17 protein-coding genes are annotated in these 17,832 nt (G+C 62.5%); 7 read left to right on the plus strand and 10 right to left on the minus strand.

Annotation, left to right across the window (positions count from 1 at the left end):
* Positions 1–127: 127 nt before the first annotated feature.
* A complete protein-coding gene (locus M5C71_RS06140; RefSeq protein WP_248767459.1) occupies positions 128–1,162 on the plus strand; it encodes a D-cysteine desulfhydrase family protein in 1,035 nt (344 codons plus the stop codon).
* Between the two features lie 21 nt (positions 1,163–1,183).
* On the opposite strand, the gene M5C71_RS06145 is transcribed toward M5C71_RS06140, so the two are convergent.
* Together M5C71_RS06145 and M5C71_RS06150 are read right to left on the minus strand one after the other, a co-directional pair.
* Complete coding sequence (locus M5C71_RS06145; protein ID WP_248767460.1) at positions 1,184–2,539, minus strand: MATE family efflux transporter; 1,356 nt, start codon at positions 2,537–2,539, stop codon at positions 1,184–1,186.
* Positions 2,540–2,626: 87 nt separating this feature from the next.
* On the minus strand, positions 2,627–3,661 hold the full coding sequence (locus M5C71_RS06150) for a hypothetical protein (protein ID WP_248767461.1): 1,035 nt from the start codon (positions 3,659–3,661) through the stop codon (positions 2,627–2,629).
* Between the two features lie 236 nt (positions 3,662–3,897).
* On the opposite strand from M5C71_RS06150, the gene M5C71_RS06155 reads away from it, so the two are divergent.
* On the plus strand, positions 3,898–4,710 hold the full coding sequence (locus tag M5C71_RS06155; protein ID WP_248767462.1) for a glycosyltransferase: 813 nt from the start codon (positions 3,898–3,900) through the stop codon (positions 4,708–4,710).
* Positions 4,711–4,900: 190 nt separating this feature from the next.
* On the opposite strand, the gene M5C71_RS06160 is transcribed toward M5C71_RS06155, so the two are convergent.
* Complete coding sequence (locus tag M5C71_RS06160) at positions 4,901–5,779, minus strand: LysR family transcriptional regulator (RefSeq protein WP_248767463.1); 879 nt, start codon at positions 5,777–5,779, stop codon at positions 4,901–4,903.
* A gap of 246 nt (positions 5,780–6,025) precedes the next feature.
* Here M5C71_RS06160 and ampC point away from each other — a divergent pair, with 246 nt between their 5' ends.
* Both ampC and M5C71_RS06170 read left to right on the plus strand, forming a co-directional pair.
* On the plus strand, positions 6,026–7,201 hold the full coding sequence (gene ampC, locus M5C71_RS06165) for a class C beta-lactamase (RefSeq protein ID WP_248747893.1): 1,176 nt from the start codon (positions 6,026–6,028) through the stop codon (positions 7,199–7,201).
* A 43-nt stretch (positions 7,202–7,244) separates the two neighbouring features.
* Positions 7,245–7,646, plus strand: a complete 402-nt coding sequence (locus tag M5C71_RS06170; protein WP_103495205.1) for a hypothetical protein — start codon at positions 7,245–7,247, stop codon at positions 7,644–7,646.
* Between the two features lie 9 nt (positions 7,647–7,655).
* Here M5C71_RS06170 and M5C71_RS06175 read toward each other — a convergent pair whose 3' ends face one another.
* Positions 7,656–8,564, minus strand: a complete 909-nt coding sequence (locus M5C71_RS06175; protein ID WP_248767464.1) for a helix-turn-helix domain-containing protein — start codon at positions 8,562–8,564, stop codon at positions 7,656–7,658.
* 174 nt (positions 8,565–8,738) lie between these two features.
* On the opposite strand from M5C71_RS06175, the gene M5C71_RS06180 reads away from it, so the two are divergent.
* From M5C71_RS06180 to M5C71_RS06190, 3 genes are read left to right on the plus strand one after another with little or no spacing between them, the layout of a single operon-like run.
* Complete coding sequence (locus M5C71_RS06180; RefSeq protein ID WP_103495212.1) at positions 8,739–10,097, plus strand: glutamine synthetase family protein; 1,359 nt, start codon at positions 8,739–8,741, stop codon at positions 10,095–10,097.
* A 49-nt stretch (positions 10,098–10,146) separates the two neighbouring features.
* Positions 10,147–11,235, plus strand: a complete 1,089-nt coding sequence (locus M5C71_RS06185; protein ID WP_103495207.1) for a polyamine ABC transporter substrate-binding protein — start codon at positions 10,147–10,149, stop codon at positions 11,233–11,235.
* Positions 11,232–12,533, plus strand: coding sequence for an FAD-binding oxidoreductase (locus M5C71_RS06190; protein WP_103495208.1), 1,302 nt, complete (start codon positions 11,232–11,234; stop codon positions 12,531–12,533). Before M5C71_RS06185 ends, M5C71_RS06190 begins: the two co-directional genes overlap by 4 nt.
* A gap of 104 nt (positions 12,534–12,637) precedes the next feature.
* Here M5C71_RS06190 and M5C71_RS06195 read toward each other — a convergent pair whose 3' ends face one another.
* The 6 genes from M5C71_RS06195 to M5C71_RS06220 are packed head-to-tail and all read right to left on the minus strand — an operon-like array spanning position 12,638 to position 17,798.
* Positions 12,638–12,991: a RidA family protein gene (locus M5C71_RS06195; protein WP_103499157.1), complete on the minus strand. Its 354-nt coding sequence runs from the start codon at positions 12,989–12,991 to the stop codon at positions 12,638–12,640.
* Between the two features lie 23 nt (positions 12,992–13,014).
* Positions 13,015–14,244, minus strand: coding sequence for a D-amino acid dehydrogenase (locus tag M5C71_RS06200; protein WP_103499158.1), 1,230 nt, complete (start codon positions 14,242–14,244; stop codon positions 13,015–13,017).
* On the minus strand, positions 14,244–15,668 hold the full coding sequence (locus M5C71_RS06205; protein WP_248767465.1) for an amidase: 1,425 nt from the start codon (positions 15,666–15,668) through the stop codon (positions 14,244–14,246). Before M5C71_RS06205 ends, M5C71_RS06200 begins: the two co-directional genes overlap by 1 nt.
* 4 nt (positions 15,669–15,672) lie before the next feature.
* Positions 15,673–16,356, minus strand: a complete 684-nt coding sequence (locus M5C71_RS06210) for an amino acid ABC transporter permease (protein ID WP_103499160.1) — start codon at positions 16,354–16,356, stop codon at positions 15,673–15,675.
* Positions 16,353–17,009, minus strand: a complete 657-nt coding sequence (locus tag M5C71_RS06215; protein WP_103499161.1) for an amino acid ABC transporter permease — start codon at positions 17,007–17,009, stop codon at positions 16,353–16,355. The genes M5C71_RS06210 and M5C71_RS06215 overlap by 4 nt, the downstream gene beginning before the upstream one ends.
* Positions 17,010–17,798, minus strand: a complete 789-nt coding sequence (locus M5C71_RS06220) for an amino acid ABC transporter ATP-binding protein (protein ID WP_248767466.1) — start codon at positions 17,796–17,798, stop codon at positions 17,010–17,012. It abuts the gene before it with no gap.
* Positions 17,799–17,832: the final 34 nt, after the last annotated feature.

The following is a 17,832-nucleotide window of genomic DNA, read 5'->3' on the forward strand; positions in this document are numbered from 1 at the left end:
CGGCAAGTCAATCAAGCGGAGGCCTTATCGATTACTAATCCAAGGTTAGCAATCAACGAACGCAGGGTGCCTTTATCCTCACCCGGTCGACCCCTACCCTGAACGGCATACTCACGGGAGACCGACCATGACCGCCTCGCTGGACAACACCCTCGCCACCTTCCCCCGCGCCCGACTGCTTGAGGGCCCGACGCCGATCCAGCGCGCGTATCGCCTTGAACAGCAGCTGGGAGCCGCGGCCAAAGGCATCGGCCTGTATCTCAAACGCGATGATTTCATGGCCCTGGGCGGTGGCGGCAACAAGTTGCGCAAGCTTGAATTTCACCTCGGTGCGGCCTTGCACCAGCACATCGACACGCTGATCACCGTCGGCGGATTGCAATCCAATCATGCCCGGCTCACCGCCGCGGCCGCCGCACGCTTGGGAGTGGACTGCGAACTGATGCTGACACAATCGACAGCGGTTTCCGGCCTCGATTACGAATACAACGGCAATCGGCTGCTCGACGAGTTGTTTGGCGCCAGATTGCATCTGTTGCCCGCCGGAGCTGATTCACTGGCCGTTGCCAATCAACGGGCAGCACAGTTGCAAGAGGCCGGACGCAAGGTCCTGGTGATCCCTGTCGGCGGCTCCACGGCACTCGGCAGCCTGGGGTATGCGAGTTGCGCCCAGGAAATTGCCCGGCAGGAGGCCCAATTGGGACTGCACTTCGAACGAGTCTTCGTGGCTAACGGCAGTGCCGGTACCCATGCCGGGCTGGCAGCCGGCTTTGAGGTGCTGGGCCGAGGCGCGGCGCTGGTGAAGTCCTGGTCGGTGCTGGCCGAAGAAACCGTCTCGGCCGAGCGAACCTGGCAGTTGACTTGCGACACCCTCGACTTGCTGGGACATCCCCACGCATTGGAACGCGCATCGATACAGGTTAACGGCAGCCAAAGGGGTTGCGCTTACGGCGTGCCCACCGAGGCCATGCTGGAAGCCGTACGCCTGCTGGCCCGTAGCGAAGGGCTGCTGGTCGATCCGGTGTATTCCGGCAAGGCCCTGGCCGGATTGCTCGCCGACCTGCGTGACGGCCGTTACCAAAGCGGCGACAACCTGCTGTTCGTGATGACCGGCGGCTCGCCGGGGCTCTACGCCTATCGCGAGTCACTGCAGCGAGCCTGAGGCAGTCGCCGGAGCGCCCTGTCAAATCAACCGTTCAATCCGCTTGTGCCGCCACACCACCTTGTAATAAGCGCTCTGCAAAACCAGCATGCAGATGTAGGCCACCGGAAACGCCATCCACACCCCTTCCAGCCCGAAACGCGCATCGAGCAGGTAGGCCACCGGCAACTCCATCCCGACAATACAGAAGATCGAGATAAACACCGGCGCCAGCACCGTGCCGCTGGCGCGCATGATGCCGCCGATCACCGCCTGGAAACCGAACACCAGAATGCTCCAGAGCATGATATGCAGCAGGTGCTCGGCCTGGGCGCGGGTGATCGAATCGGTGATAAACAAACCCAGCAGCCAGTGGGACAACATATAACCCAGGACAATCAGGGCACCGGTCAGGCAGGCGTTGATCATCAAGCCCGTGCGCAGAATCGGCCCCAGGCGCTCCAGACGCCCGGCCCCAATGGCCTGGGCCCCCAGGATCGAAGCGGTAATGGCAATCGAGAGCGCCGGGAACTGCACATAGTTGACGATCTGGGTCACCGCGCCATACGCCGCCGTCGCCTGGGAACCGTGATGGTTGACCAGGGACAGGATCACCAGTTCGGACAGCGATAACACCACCATCTGCAACCCCGTGGGCAGGCCGATCTTCAGGACTTTGCTCAAGATGCTCCAATCCAGGCGCATCGCCCTCAGCAATGTCCAGTCCGGGGCCATGACACTGGCTTTATGCCGCAGGCGCAAGGCCAGGAAAACCATCGCCAATGCCGTGCCCAGCAACCCCGCCACAGCAGCGCTCTTGATACCCATCTGCGGCAAACCGAGCCAGCCACGAATCAGCGCCGGGGTCAGGAGCAGGCCGGTGGCGGTGGAGACCGCCAAGGCCAGCAGCGGCGACAGCGTATCGCTGATGCCCCGCAACAACTGGGTAAAAAGCACGAAGACCAGCAACAGCGGCATGATCAGCATCATCACCTGGGCATAACCGACTGCCTCGTCGAGCACATCAGCGGGCGTACCCAAGCCGATCAGCGCCGGGCGCGCAAACACGCTGCCCAGCACTGCCGCGACCAAGCCGATCAGGACGCCCAGCGCCAGCGTCGTGCCGGCTACCGCCTTGACCGAGTCGGGCTCGCGGGCGCCCCAGGCTTGCCCTATCAATACCGAGGCCCCCGCTCCCAACCCGATGATCAGGGCAATAAAGAAGAATACGATCGGAAACATCCCCGACACCGAGGCCAATGCCTGGGTGCCGAGCATCTGGCCGATATAGATGCTGTTGAGCGTACCGGAAAGCGACTGGAGGAAGTTGGAAAGCACCATGGGTGCCAGAAAAACCAGATAGAGCTGCCAAAGCGGGCGCTGAGCATTTTTTTGCATGAAGGGGTCGAGTTCCAAATAATTACATCTGCGTGCTCGCCGACTCTACCTTATAGCGCCGACCGTGTTGAATTTTCCTCGTCTTGATCAAGGATGCGGCGTCACTTTCGCTGGCGGCTCGACCAGCACCCGCTGCTCCACCGCGGTCGCCAGATAGCCTTCGATCTGGGCCGCCAGATAGTGGGTCGTGGCCGTCACCCCGCCACTCGGGTCCGACACCAGTTTGAGCCACGCCTTGTCGAACGCCTCCCCCAGGGTCTTGCGAATGCGCACCCGGGTATCCGGCTGCTCATGCTCGTGGACGATCGCGCGAAAACCCGCGACCCCGAGGGAAATCATCGCCCCGGCAACCCGACCGACCGCCGTCGCGACCGCACCGGCCACCCCACGGCTGGTGAACTCGGACTGGAGCTTCTCGCTGGTCTGCCGGGCGACCGAATTGATCCCCGCACTCGATGTTCCGTCATTTGCGCCTCCCCCCAGGTGAGTACGCGCGTTCAAGGCGAGATAGGCCGGCAACTGACTCAACGGCGCGGCATGCAGCGCTTGATAGAGTGAGGCATTGTGGTCGGCGGGCGGAGCCAGGGAGATCGCCGGAATCTGATTGATGTGCTGGGCGAGCTGGTCCGCCGGTACGCCATACCGCTGGGCGATCACCGCCAGTTGCTTGCCCATCTGTTCGAGATAGAACTGCGCCGCCTGATCCATGATCGAGTCGGGATCGATCTCCACTGCCACCGGGGCCAGCACCCGCGCGCGATATTGCTCCTGCAGGTAACTCGCCAGACGCTTGGCCGATGGATCCTGCTCGCCCTGGTCATTGAGCCGGTACCAACCGACCTTGATCGACAACCACTCCTGGGTCCAGTAACCGTCGAACCAGGGGATGAATTTTTCGTCAGTCTGCTGATAGATCCGCGTACGCCAATACTCCATGGTACTGCGTGCCCAGGCGTCCGCTTGCACGGTGGCTTGCTCGGAAGCCTGGATCAGATCGACATCGACTTGCTGCCAGATCCCCGGCGAAACCGCAGCCGCTGCCGCGACCTCAGAGGCGCGCTCATGGCCGGCACACCCGGCCAGCAGCACCATCAAGGCAACAATCAGCGCACGCAGGCTCAAGGTCGCAACTCCCTAAAACCGGTTCAAGCACGGTCGTGCCGCCGGCATCACCTGCCTTGAGTATAGGTCGCGAACCTGATGGCCCCCGTACTGCCGACTTTCACCTGACAATCAATGGTACGGGCAGGTGTCAAAAAAGTTACCCAACGGAGAAACGCCTGAAACCTGGCCCCTTGCAGAATGCGCCCACGCCTGACCTCCCAGGCACTTACATCGGCCCATAAGCGAGGCTTTCCATGATGGTGCGCACGCGTCCCCTGCAAGCGAATTACAGCATTGTGCTAGTCAACTATAAGACCCATGAGCTGACGCGGACTTGTCTGGAATTGCTGAAGACCGCCTTGCATGGAACCGATGTCCCGGTATTCGTGGTGGATAACGATTCGAACGACGCAAGCCTCGAGTATTTGCACAGCCTGGACTGGATCAACCTGATCGAGCGCAAAAGTGGCGCCCCTGAATGCGGGAGCGCCGCCCATGGCCGAGCTCTGGACCTGGCCCTGGCGGAAGTCGAAACCGAATACCTGTTTCTGCTGCACACCGACACCTTTATCCATGATCCGGACGTGTTCGGCCTGATGATCCGGCAGTGCTCGACCCCGGAGGACGTCGTCGCGGTCGGCTGCATGGAGCAGTTGAATCGGGGCGTGATCCGCTCGGCCTGGCGCCTGACCTCACGCTTTGCCAAGCATTACACCCGACGCGGCCTGCGCGCCCTGGGGATGAATGCCAGGGAGCCGAGGCCGTTCCGGGAAAAGCACCTGAAGAGTTTTTGCACGCTGTGGAATGCACGCCTTATCAAGCACCATGGACTGCACTTCCATATGAACGGCGGCAATCCCGGCTATGCACTGCAAGACCGTATGACCGAACTCGGCTACCGGGTCGAGTGCATTGCGCCGCGCCAGCTGTTTCGCTATCTGGACCATATCCAGAGCGGGACAGTGGCGGCAACCGGCGGTTTTGCCAAGAACCACCGTCGGGTCAAAATGTACAACCGCCTGAGCCCGGAGCCCGTTGCGGCCCTGCCCGCTTCGCCGTACATATAACCCGGCGTTTGAATCATCATTTCGATTGATCATTCAAATCGCAAAACAGAATTTTTTATTTGCCCGCGATCCGTCCAGGATAGGCCCGCCTCCACAGTCCCGGACGAAGCCCCCATGAATCTCAATTTTGCCATTGCCTGCGCCGTTGTCGTGTCCTTCGCCATTGCCCTGCTTCACGCCTGAGCGCGACTCAAGGCGTGGCCACGGCCTCACCCAGCCAACTCCTGAACGCCGCCATCGCCGAGGTTTCAGGACGCGACTGCAAACGCGTCAGCCAGTAGCTGCCCGTGGCAATCTCGACATCGAAGGGTTGTAGAACAAGCTCCGCCTCCAATTGCCGGGCGAACATCATCACCGGCACCAACGCCACACCCGCCCCCTGAAGCGCCGCCTCCATCATCGCCAGCGAGGAATCGAAGACGATGCTCTCCGGTACCCGCCCTTCGTCCGGCAAGCCCGCTGCCTGAAACCATCGCGGCCACTCGTCCGTCCGATAAGAGCGCAGCAGCGTCTGCTTCAGCACATCGGCGGGGGCTTTGAGTTGCCGGGCAATCGGCGCGGTGCACAGCACTGAAAGGGGCGTTTCCAGCAGGTGCATCGCCTCTACCCCGTGCCAGGCCCCGGCGCCGAAGCGGATGGCGAAATCCAGGCCCTCGGCGGCCACATCGACGCGGTTGTTGTGGGTCGACAGCCGCAAATCGATAAAGGGATGCCGGGCGCGAAAGTCCGCCAGGCGCGGTAACAGCCAGCCCAGCGCAAAAGTCCCCACCGCACCCACCGTGAGCACCTCCCGATAATGCCCGCCCTCGAACCGCCCCAGGGTCTGGGCAATCCGGTCGAAGGACTCGTTGAGCACTGGCAACAGGCTTTCGCCTTCGGCTGTCAGCATCAGTCCGCGGGCAACGCGCTTGAACAGCGTCACCTTCAACTGGCGCTCAAGGCTCTTGACCTGATGACTCACCGCGGCCTGGGTCACGCACAGTTCAATCGCCGCCCGGGTGAAACTCAGGTGCCGCGCGGACGCCTCGAAAGCGCGCAGCGCATTCAACGGCAAGTGCGGTCGAACCATGATCAAGCCCCTAATTTTTCTAATAGCTAATCCGAAATTTCATTGTTTGTCGATTTCCTGCCCACTGACTACATTCGGCGTCCTGGCATTTGCATGGGCCGCTGAAACTCACGGAAAGCCGCGTAAATCGGGGATTTTCCCCACTCGTCAGTGCAGCCGGATAATCGCACCGGCGTATTTTCGACACAAAAAACCGCTCCTGGGCGAGCGGTTAACATAATGAAACATATTGGGAGCCTTTGAACCATGTTCAAGAAGAACCTTGCCAAACTGGAAGTCCTGGTGACCTCCCTCCTGCTGATCGGCGCCAGCAACAGCTTCGCGGCGGACACGCCCCAGGCCGACGTCAAGTCCATCGTCGACGCCGCTATCGCCCCGATCATGCAGGAGCAGAATATTCCCGGCATGGCGGTGGCCGTGCTGGTGAACGGGAAGCCATATCACTTCAACTACGGAATGGCCTCGAAGAGCAATCGGCAAGCGGTGACCGATGACACCCTGTTCGAGATCGGCTCGGTCAGCAAGACCTTCGCCGCCACCCTCGCCGGCTATGCCCAGGCCCAGGGCAAGCTCGTCCCGTCGGAGCGGGTCAGCCACTACCTGCCGGAGCTGCAAGGCAGCGCCTTCGACAACATCACGGTGTTGCAACTCGGCACCTACTCCGCAGGTGGCCTGCCCCTGCAGTTCCCGGACGCGTTCGACGCCCAGGACAAGATGCTCGACTACTTCAAGCAATGGAAACCGACCTATCCGGCCGGCACCTATCGGCAGTATTCGAACCCGAGCCTGGGGCTCTTCGGTTATGTGGCCGCGAAAAGCCTCGGCGCACCCTACGACGAACTGATCGAAAGAACCCTGCTGCCGGCGCTGGGCATGAAGCACACCTATCTCCACGTGCCGCCGGCACAGATGGGCCATTACGCCGAGGGTTACACCCAGGATGACCAATCCGTCCGGGTCGGCCCGGGCGCACTGGATGCCGAAGCCTACGGCATCAAGACCACCGCAACCGACCTGCTGCGTTTTGTCGAGGCCAACCTCCAGCCGGAAACCCTCGAAGCCCCGCTGCACAAAGCCATCGACCTGACGCAGAGCGGCTACTACCAGATCGATGGGACCACCCAGGGGCTGGGATGGGAGTTCTACCCCTACCCGATCAAACTTGAGCAGTTAGTGACGGGTAATTCCTCGGAAATGGCCTACGAGGCCCACAAGATCACCACTCCATTCAACCCCGCGCAGCCGCCGCAAAAGAATGCGCTGTTCAACAAAACCGGGGCGACCCGTGGCTTCGGCGCTTACGTCGTCTACGTGCCGGCGAAGAAAATCGGCATCGTGATGCTGGCCAACAAAAACTATCCCAACCCGGTCAGGGTAAAAGCCGCCTACCAGATCCTGAACGCACTGGAGGGCGTCAAGTAAGCGGATAGGCAAAGGCCGGCCGGGTTGGCTATGATCGGAGACCATGACAGTCTCACTTCCGATCCGTCAGCCCTGCCCACCCGGCGCCTGCATTTGCGAGCGGGAACAACTGCTGCAAATAGCCGGCGCCGACCTGCGCATCCTGGGCCTGACCCGCCAGCAGGAAAAGGTGCTGCTCGAACGTCTGGAAAACCTCAAGAGCCTGGCCGACCTCGAACACCTGCAAAAACGGATATACGAACAGTTGGGCCTGCGGGTGTCCGTCGTCCCGGGCTTCAATGAAGTACGCACCATGCGTGGCATCGATATCCAGATCGCCGACCACCCCGGCCTGTGCCGCAAGACCCGCCAGTCGATTCCGGCCGCGATCCGCCGTGGCCTGGAGAAAAACCCGGAGATCGCCTACGCCCTGCTCAACGCCAATGACCTGTTGCGTGATGCCTGAGACGCGGTCTCAGCGCAGCCGCTGACCGCGCTTGAGGGTCTCGCTGGGCAGTTCGCCAAACAGCGCCCGATAGCTGTTCGAAAACCGCCCCAGGTGCCAGAACGACCAATTCATCGCCACCTCGGCCACCGTCTTGTCCAAGGCATTGCGCCCGAGCAGTTCATGGCGGGCACTGTTGAGCCGGCGCAAGCGCAGCCAATGGCTCGGCGTCATGCCTGTGTAGGCCTTGAAGGTGTGCTGTAACTGACGCAATGAAACCCCGGCGAAACCGGACAGTTCCAGCAGGTTGAGGGTTTCATCAGGCGAATCGGCCGCCCACTCGCCGATGCGCTTCATGATCGAACGCTCCTCGGCGCGGCGCTGCAAGGAACCTGGGTCCAGGCAGACAGCGTTATCGAGAATGTACAGGCAGTCGTCCAGCAGTTGCTGGGTCAGGCTTTCCCGGCTCGGCGGATCGAAGGTCTGCGCCAGGCGGGTCAAGGTCCCGCTCAGCCAGCGGCTGAACAAGCCGTTCTGTTGCGAGTTGAGCGGCGCCATGAACAACCCCTCCAGCCGTGCCACATCCAGGCCATGGTGCTGCACGAACTCCGGACCGAACACCACCGCCACTTCCTGGTAGTTCTCGGGAGTGATCCAGATATTGCAGCTCTCGCCGTTGAGCACATACAAGGCGTTGTCACTGCGATCGAAACAGAAGGCCAGCGCCCCCGACGGCGCACTGAAATTCTGCTCGACCCGGGTGTTCATGCACTCCTCGTAGATCTGCACCCCTTGCAGGTCCAGGTAACGAATCTGCCCGGCGAAATGCCCCGGCGACATCTGCTGGTAATGCTGCACCCAACCCGGTGTGGCGCGTATCTGTTCGGCCACATCGGCGGTATTGAACGCTTGAACCCGCAAGGCGTTTGACTCTGTCATCGGATGACCGTTCGCACTCATTTGGTGCGTCTTATGCCGTCATAAAGTGGATAGATGGGACCCCCATCGCTCGCCCAAGATAGTCGCCAATGCGCCGCAGGGGAAGTCTCTCGCCGCTCGGCCGGGATGCAGACAGATCACCCGGCGCAGAAAAAAACCAACAACGAGGTCTTTATGAATGCCCCTTTCGATCAGCTGTCTTCGTGGCTGAAAGAACACAAGATTACCGAAGTAGAGTGCGTGGTCAGTGACCTGACCGGTATCGCCCGCGGCAAGATCGCACCCACCAACAAGTTCCTGCATGAGCGAGGCATGCGCCTGCCGGAAAGTGTGCTTTTGCAAACGGTAACAGGGGACTTTGTCGACGACGATGTCTATTACGACCTGCTCGACCCTGCCGATATCGACATGATCTGCCGGCCGGATTCGTCGGCCATGTATGTGGTGCCATGGGCCATCGAGCCCACCGCCATCGTGATCCACGACACCTTCGACAAGCAGGGCAACCCTATCGAGTTGTCGCCGCGCAATGTCCTGAAGAAGGTCCTCAAGCTGTATGCCGACAAAGGCTGGCAGCCCATAGTCGCTCCGGAGATGGAGTTCTACCTGACCCAGCGCTGTGAAGACCCGGACCTGCCGCTCAAGGCCCCGCTGGGGCGTTCGGGTCGCGCGGAAAGCGGTCGGCAGTCGTTCTCCATCGATGCCGCCAACGAGTTCGACCCGCTGTTCGAAGACGTCTACGACTGGTGCGAAGCCCAGGGCCTGGACCTCGATACGCTGATTCACGAAGACGGCCCGGCGCAGATGGAAATCAACTTCCGTCACGGCGATGCCCTCGACCTGGCCGACCAGATCACCGTGTTCAAGCGCACCCTGCGCGAAGCCGCGCTCAAGCACAACGTCACCGCGACCTTTATGGCCAAGCCGATCGCCGACGAGCCCGGCAGCGCCATGCACCTGCACCAGAGCGTGGTCGACAGCGTCACCGGCAAACCGATCTTCGTCGATGCCGACGGACAGATGAGCCAGCTGTTCCTGCACCATATCGGCGGTCTGCAGAAGTACATCCCCAAGCTGCTGCCGATGTTCGCCCCCAACGTCAACTCGTTCCGCCGCTTCCTGCCGGACACTTCGGCGCCGGTCAATGTCGAGTGGGGCGAGGAAAACCGCACCGTCGGCCTGCGGGTGCCGACCTCCAGCCCCGACGCCATGCGCGTGGAAAACCGCCTGCCGGGCGCGGATGCCAACCCTTACCTGGCGATTGCCGCGAGCCTGTTGTGCGGCTACCTGGGCATGGTCGAGCAGATCGAACCGAGCGCCAAGGTCGAAGGCCGCGCTTATGAACGCCGCAATCTGCGCCTGCCGATCACCATCGAGGACGCGCTGGCGCACATGGAAGACTGCCCGACCATCGAACGCTACCTGGGCACCCAGTTTGTCCGTGGCTATGTGGCGGTGAAACGTGCCGAACACGAAAACTTCAAGCGTGTGATCAGTTCCTGGGAGCGGGAGTTCCTGCTGCTGAGCGTCTGATCCAGAACCTTTACCCAGACCGAAAAACAACCCCAACAAGAGGTGTCGAATGCGTCTATTGAAATCCGTCGTTCCGCTAGCACTGGCCTTGCTGTTCAGCGCCACCGCACAAGCCGAGCCGACCGTCAGCGTCTACAACTGGACCGACTATATCGGTGATACCACCCTCGCCGACTTCCAGGGCAAGACCGGTATCAAGGTGATCTACGACGTCTTCGACTCCAACGAAACCCTGGAAGGCAAGTTGCTCGCCGGCCGCACCGGTTACGACGTGGTGGTGCCTTCCAACCATTTTCTCGGCCGCCAGGTGAAAGCCGGGGCCTTCCTGAAACTGGATCGCTCGCAGCTGCCGAACTGGAAGAACCTCGATCCCAAACTGCTCAAGCTGCTGGAGAAAAACGACCCGGGCAATGAACACTCGGTGCCGTACCTGTGGGGTACCAATGGCATCGGCTACAACGTCGACAAGATCAAGCAGGTGCTGGGCATCGACCATATCGATTCCTGGGCGGTGCTGTTCGAACCGGAGAACCTGAAGAAGCTCACCCAGTGCGGCGTCTCGTTCATGGACTCGGCCGACGAAGTGTTCCCGGCGGTGCTCAATTACATGGGCATGGACCCACGCAGTTCGAAACCCGAGGACTACAAGAAGGCTGAAGCCAAGCTGCTGACCCTGCGGCCCTATATCACCTATTTCCACTCGTCCAAGTACATCTCGGACCTGGCCAACGGTGATATCTGCATTGCCTTCGGTTACTCGGGTGATGTGTTCCAGGCCGCGAACCGGGCCAAGGAAGCGAAGAACGGCATCAACATCGCCTATTCGATTCCCAAGGAGGGCAGCAACCTGTGGTTCGACCTGCTGGCGATTCCCGCCGATGCGACCAATGTGAAAGAGGCCCATGCCTTCATCAATTACCTGCTGGACCCGCAGGTGATTGCCAAGGTCAGCGCCACCGTCGGCTACGCCAACCCCAACCCGGCGGCCAAGCAGTACATGGACGAAGCGCTGGTGAACAACCCCGAGGTCTATCCCTCCCAGGAAGTCCTCGATAAGCTCTACATCTCCACCACACCGACACCTGAGATCATGCGCCTGATGACCCGCTCCTGGAGCAAAGTGAAGTCCAACAAATGAGTCAAGCCAGCCCAATGGAACACGCTCGCTCCTATTACGCGGCGACCGCCGGTTCGATGCCGGATTATCCCCGGCTCGACTCCCAGGTGACTGCCGATGTGTGCGTGATCGGCGGCGGTTTAACCGGCGTCAACACCGCCATCGAACTGGCGCAGCGTGGGCTGTCGGTGGTGCTGCTGGAAGGCCGGCGGATCGGCTGGGGCGCCAGCGGGCGCAATGGCGGGCAGTTGATTCGGGGCATCGGCCATGATGTCAGCGGTTTTGCCAAGTATGTCGGCACGGAAGGCGTGCGTTATCTGGAGCGTGCCGGTATCGAGTCGGTCGAGGTGGTGGGCAATCGCATCCGCGAGCACGCCATCGACTGCGACCTGCGCTGGGGCTTCTGCGAACTGGCCAACACCCCGGCGCAGTTCGCGGCGTTCCGCGCCGAGCAGGCGCATCTGGCGGAACTGGGTTATGCCCATGAAACCCGGATTGTCGGGCCCCAGGACATGGCCCAGGTGGTGGCCAGCACGGCGTATGCGGGCGGTCTGATCGACAAGGGTTCGGGGCATTTGCACCCGCTCAACCTGGTGCTCGGTGAAGCGCGGGTGGCGAAGGCGCTGGGGGTTCAGATCTTCGAACATAGCCCGGTGCTGGAGCTGATCCATGGCAGTACGGTGGAGGTGCGTTGTGCCGCCGGTAGCGTGCGCGCCAACAGCCTGGTGCTGGCCTGCAACGCGCACCTGGAAGATCTGGAACCACGTTTGAGCGGCAAGGTGCTGCCCGCCGGCAGCTATATCATCGCCACCGAACCATTGGCCGCCGAGGTGGCGGCCGAGTTGATTCCGCAGAACCTGTCGCTGTGCGACCAGAAGGTCGGGCTGGATTACTACCGTCTTTCTGCCGACAAGCGCCTGTTGTTCGGCGGTGCCTGCCATTACTCCGGACGCGACCCGGCGGATATCGCCGCCTATATGCGACCGAAGATGCTCAAGGTGTTCCCGCAACTGGCGGATGCGCGCATCGACTATCAATGGGGCGGCATGATCGGCATCACTGCCAATCGTTTCCCCCAGGTCGGGCGCCTGCAACAGCATCCGAATGTGTTCTATGCCCAGGGTTATTCGGGGCATGGCGTCAACGTGACCCACTGGACCGCGCGGTTGTTGGCCGAGGCTATCCATGCAGGGCAAAGCAAAGGCATGGATATCTTCAGCGCGGTGCCGCATATGACCTTCCCGGGGGGCAAGGCCTTGCGCTCGCCGTTGCTGGCGCTGGGGATGCTGTGGCATCGGTTGCGTGAAGCGCTGGGCTGAGGTGCCCCTGTAGGAGCCGGCTTGCTGGCGATCCAGGCGACGCGGTCTGACAGGACACCGCGTCGATCCCATCGCCAGCAAGCCGGCTCCTACAGGGGTTGGATTCAGGCCTTGGCCGCAATCACCATGATTTCCACCAACACTTCAGGCCGCGCCAGGTTGGCTTCTACCGTGGCCCGTGCCGGGGCACCGCCCTCCGGCAACCAGGCATCCCAGACCGCGTTCATCGCCGCGAAGTCGCGGTCGATATGCTTGAGCCAGATCTGCGCGCTGAGCAAACGGTTCTTGTCGCTGCCGGCCAGGGCCAGCAGCCCTTCGATCTTCTCCAGCACCTGGCGGGTCTGGGACTCAATGTCGCCTTGCAGATCGCCCGGTACCTGGCCGGCGAGGTAAAGCACATCGCCATGGCTGACCACGCCGGACATCCGCGCATTGCTCTGGAAACGTTGAATCGTCATCGGTCTTTCTCCTTGGATAAACGTCAGCCGGCCGCGTGTTCGACCAACCGCACCAGGCGCTGCGCGCTGCCAAAGGCCAGGGTCATGCCCAGTGCGCCATGCCCGGTGTTGAGGTACAGGTTACTGCCTGCGAGGTGTTCAAGCACAGGTCTGCCAGTGGGCGTCGCCGGCCGCCAGCCGCTCCAGGGCTGACAATCCCCGGTGTGCCAACCGCCGCCGAACAACGCCTCGGTCGAGGCTTGCAGTTGCTCGATCCGCGCCGCCGGAATCGACGCGTCCATCCCGCACAACTCCACCATCCCGGCCACCCGCAGACGGTCACCGATGCGGGCGAACACGGTCTTGCGGCGCATATCGGTGATACTGACCGTCGGCGCCCGGGTGTGCCCGGTAATCGGCAAGGTAATGCTGTAGCCCTTGAGCGGATAGACTGGCAAACGGCTACCCAGTTGCGCCAGCAAGCCGGTGCTGTAGGCGCCCGCGGCCAGGACCACCGCCTCGCTGTGCAGCACTTCGGCCCCTTTATCGGCATGCCTCAGGTTCAGCGCGGTGATCCGCTCAGCACGGCGCTGGAAACCTTCGACCTTGCGCTCGAACAACAGCTGCACGCCCTCGCCCGCCATGATCCGGGCCATTTCGCGACACAGCTTGAGACCGTCCACCGCGCATTCGCTGTCGGTGTGAATCGCGCCATGAAACGCCGACTGATAACCGGCCAGCGCCGGCTCTATCGCCACCGCCTCACTGGCGCTGACCACCTGTTGTCGCGAGCCCAGCCCCGCCTGGAACCGCACCTGACGCTGCGCCTTGTCCAGCCCTTCGGCGTCCGGGTACAGCACCAGCTTCCCGGTGCGGGTGAAATCGCAGTCCAGACGCTGCTCTTGCATAAACCCGTCCAGGGCCTGACGGCTCTCGGCCGCCAGCGCCAACAACTCCACCGTGGTCTGGCGCGAGACCGAAGTCCGGCAGGCCGCCAGGAACGCCATGCACCAGCGCCATTGTTCCGGGCTCCACTGCGGGGTGAAGCGCAACGGCCCGCTACGGTCGAGCAACAGCTTGGGGATCCCCGGCAACAGCGACGGATCGGCCAGCGGCTGCACATAGCTGTAGCTCAACTGCGCGCCGTTGCCGCCCACCGCGCCCATGCCGGGACCGGACGCCTGGTCGATCACCGTGACGCGATGCCCGGCCCGGTGCAGGAACCAGGCACTGCTCAGCCCGACGATCCCCGCGCCCACCACGCAAATCTCCATTACACCGCCTCCTTGTCCAGGGCCCAGCCGCTCGGCGTCAGTTGATGCCAGTCGGTCTGCTGCTGATAGGCATGACCGATGCGCAGGATCAGCGGCTCGGCGAACGCCTTGCCGACGATCTGCATCGACACCGGCATGCCCTGGCCGTCAAAACCCACCGGCAATGCCACCGAACACAGATTGAGCAGGTTGGCGAAACGCCCCAGCAGCGCCAGCGGCGTGCCGTACTCATCCACTTGATCCAGCGGCACACTGCCGACGGCATTGGTCGGGAACACACAGGCGTCGAGATTCAGCATCGCCTCCTGCATGGCCTTGCGCGCGGCGCGGCGCTGATTGTGCAGATCGATATAGGCCGCCGAATCGATGGCCTTGCCGCTCAATACACGACGCTGAACGTGGGGGTCGAAGCGCAGGTCGCGCTGTTCGAACAGCGCACCGAGACTGGCATAACCTTCAGCACTCATCAGCCCGCCGGCCACCCGCATGCACAACTCCAGCGAGCGTGGCAACGGCTGCTCCACCAGATGCATCCCCAACGCGGCCAACTGCTCCAGCCCTCGATCGTAGGCCGCCAGGATATCGGGGGCAATGGCGGCGCGCTCGGCTTGTGGCAACACCCAGATCCTGAGTCCCGCTACCGCTTGATTGAGTCCCGCCGCGGCACTGAACACCGGGGCCTGGGCCGAGACCGGGTCCAGCGGATCGGGGCCGAGTAAGGCATCGAGCATCCAGGCCGCGTCCTCGACGGTGTGGGTGATCGGCCCCACCGAGTCCAGCGACGGGCAGAGTTCGATCAGGCCATGACGGCTGATCAGCCCACGGGTGGTTTTCAAACCGACCAGGCCGCACATACCGGCGGGAATCCGCACCGATCCGCCGGTATCGGTGCCCAGGGCGGCACTGGCCAGGCCGCTGGCCACCGCCACCGCCGAGCCGCTGCTGGAACCGCCCGGCGCCCGATGGACTTCGCGGTCCCAGGGATTCCAGGGCGTGCCCATCACCACATTGGTGCCCCAGCCGCCGAAGGCGAACTCCACCGTGTGGGTCTTGCCCAGGATAATCGCCCCGGCCCGCTCCAGACGCTGCACGGCGGTTGCCGTGAGGCGGGAGATGCGCGGACGCTGCGCCAGCGAGCCACCGGTAATGGCCTGCCCGGCGATTTCAAACAGGTCCTTGATCGCCACCGGAATGCCGTGCAACGGCCCGAGATCGACCCCGGCGGCACGCTGCTGGTCAGCAGCGATCGCCGCCCCCAGCGCACGCTGGGTGTACGCCTCGACATAGGCATTGAGCTGGCCGTTGAAGCGTTCGATACGGGCCAGTTGGCCGCGCACCAGGGCCTCGCTGGTCAGTCGGCCGCTGCGCAGCGCCTGCTGCAACTGGCCGATACTGTGGAAAGTGCTGTGATCCAGGGAATTCATCCAGTCAACCTCTCAGGCTTTTGCGGCCACGGGAAAAGCGCTTCTCAAGCACTCGCGACAGCAGGGAAAGCGGGAACGCGATCACGAAATAGAACAGGCCGACCAACAGGAAGATGTGCATCGGCAGAAAGCTCTCCGAAGCAATCGCCCGGGCAGCCAGCATCAGCTCATCGGTGGCGATCAGGGCACAGAGCGAACTGTCCTTGAGGATCGACACATAGGCGTTGAGCAATGGCGGCAACATCCCGCGAATCGCCTGGGGCAGGATCACCGCGGTGAACGCCTGGAACGGCGTCAGGCCGACGGCAATCGCCGACTCCCGCTGCCCCCGGTGCAGGGCATCAAGGCCGCCGCGCAGGATCTCGGCGATATAGGCACTGCCCTGCAAGCCCAACCCGAGAATGCCGGCCTCGAAGCCGGACAAGGTCAGGCCCAGGCTCGGCAAGGAGAAATACAGCGCCAGCAACAACGCCAACAACGGCAGCGCGCGCATGCCCTGGATGAAATACACCGCTGAGCGACGCAGCCAGGTAAACGGGCCGCGCAAGGCCCAGGTCAGCAAGCTGCCGAGCAGCGCCGCCAGGGCAAAACCGCCCAGGGACAACTTCGCGGTGACCACGCCGCCTTGCAGCAGGCGCGCGGTCCAGTCGCTCCAGTACTCGGGGTATTGCGCAAGGAAACTGATCATCGTGCGCTCCCCCAATGCCGTTCAAGACGGATAAAACCCAGGCCGATGGGCAGGATCATCGCGGCGTAGATGCACATCACCGCAAAGTAGATCAGAGAGGTCTGGAAGGTCGAAGTCACCAGGTTGCGCGCCAGGAACATGATTTCCGGCACGGCGATGGCCGAAGCGATGGAGGTGTCCTTGATCAACTGCGTGACATAGTTGGCGAAGGCCGGCAGCGAACGGCGCAGCGACTGCGGCAGAAGAATGTTGGCCAGTATCTGCATCCGGGTCAGCCCGACCGCCAGACCGGCCTCGTATTGCCCGACATGCAACGACTGCAGGCCGGCGCGAAAGATATCGCAGAGCACGGCACTGCCCACCAGGCTCAGGCCGACGATGGCCGCCAGCCACGCGGGCAGATTGATCCCCAGGTACGACAGGCCGAAGTAGATCAGGAACAAATGCGCCAGGGCCGGCACGTTGCGCATCCATTCGATAAAACAGGCAATGCCCGCCTGCACCAGTCGCGAACGGCTGAAGGTCAGCCACACCGCCAGCGCCAGGCCGCCGATACTGGCCAGCACCAGAGTGCAGAGGGCGATTTCCAGTGCCGTCAGGGCACCGCTCAACAGCAGGGGCAACAAGCCGAAAAAGGTCTGGAGGCTGCTCATTCAAGCCTGCTCCATGGCCATGCGCCCGAGAAAGCTGCGGGTGCGCTCGTGGCTGGGCGTGTCGATCACCTGGGCGGAAGGTCCCTGCTCGACGATATGGCCGCCGTCCATAAAGATCACCCGATCGGCCACATCGCGGGCAAAGCGCACTTCGTGGGTGACCATGATCATGGTCCGGCCCTCTTCGGCCAGTTCGCGGATCACCGCCAGGACTTCGCCCACCAGTTCGGGGTCGAGGGCCGAGGTCGGCTCATCGAACAGGATCACCTTGGGTTGCTGCGCCAGAGCCCGGGCAATCGCCACACGCTGCTGTTGCCCGCCGGACAACTGCTCGGGGTAGGCATCGGCCTTGTGCCGCAGATGGACCTTCTCCAGCATCGCCTCGGCCAGCTCGTAAGCCTGCTTGCGCGGCATGCCACGGGCCTTGATCGAGCCCAGCGCGACATTGTCGCGTACGTTCAAGTGCGGCCAGAGGTAGAACAGCTGGAAGACCATGGCGATCTCCAGCCGCTGCGGGGCCATTTCCCGGTCACTCAGAAAACGCAGGCGCGAACCGTCCCGGGCTTGCCCGATCAGTTCATCGCCGAGCCAGATTTCGCCCCGGCTGGGCTTCTCCAGGTAATTGATGCAGCGCAGGCAGGTCGACTTGCCGGAACCGCTGGGGCCGATCAGCGACAGGGTTTCCCCGGCCTTGAGCTCCAGGCTGATGCCCTTGAGCACCTCCAGGTCGCCATAACTCTTGTACAGATCACACACGCGCAACAGCGCAGGTTCTACCAGGTTGGACATCTTGCTCACCCGCTTTTTCTCGGTCCGGCGCAGG

It is taken from the genome of Pseudomonas sp. MWU12-2345 (assembly GCF_023242385.1).
Classification (GTDB): domain Bacteria; phylum Pseudomonadota; class Gammaproteobacteria; order Pseudomonadales; family Pseudomonadaceae; genus Aquipseudomonas; species Aquipseudomonas gingeri_D.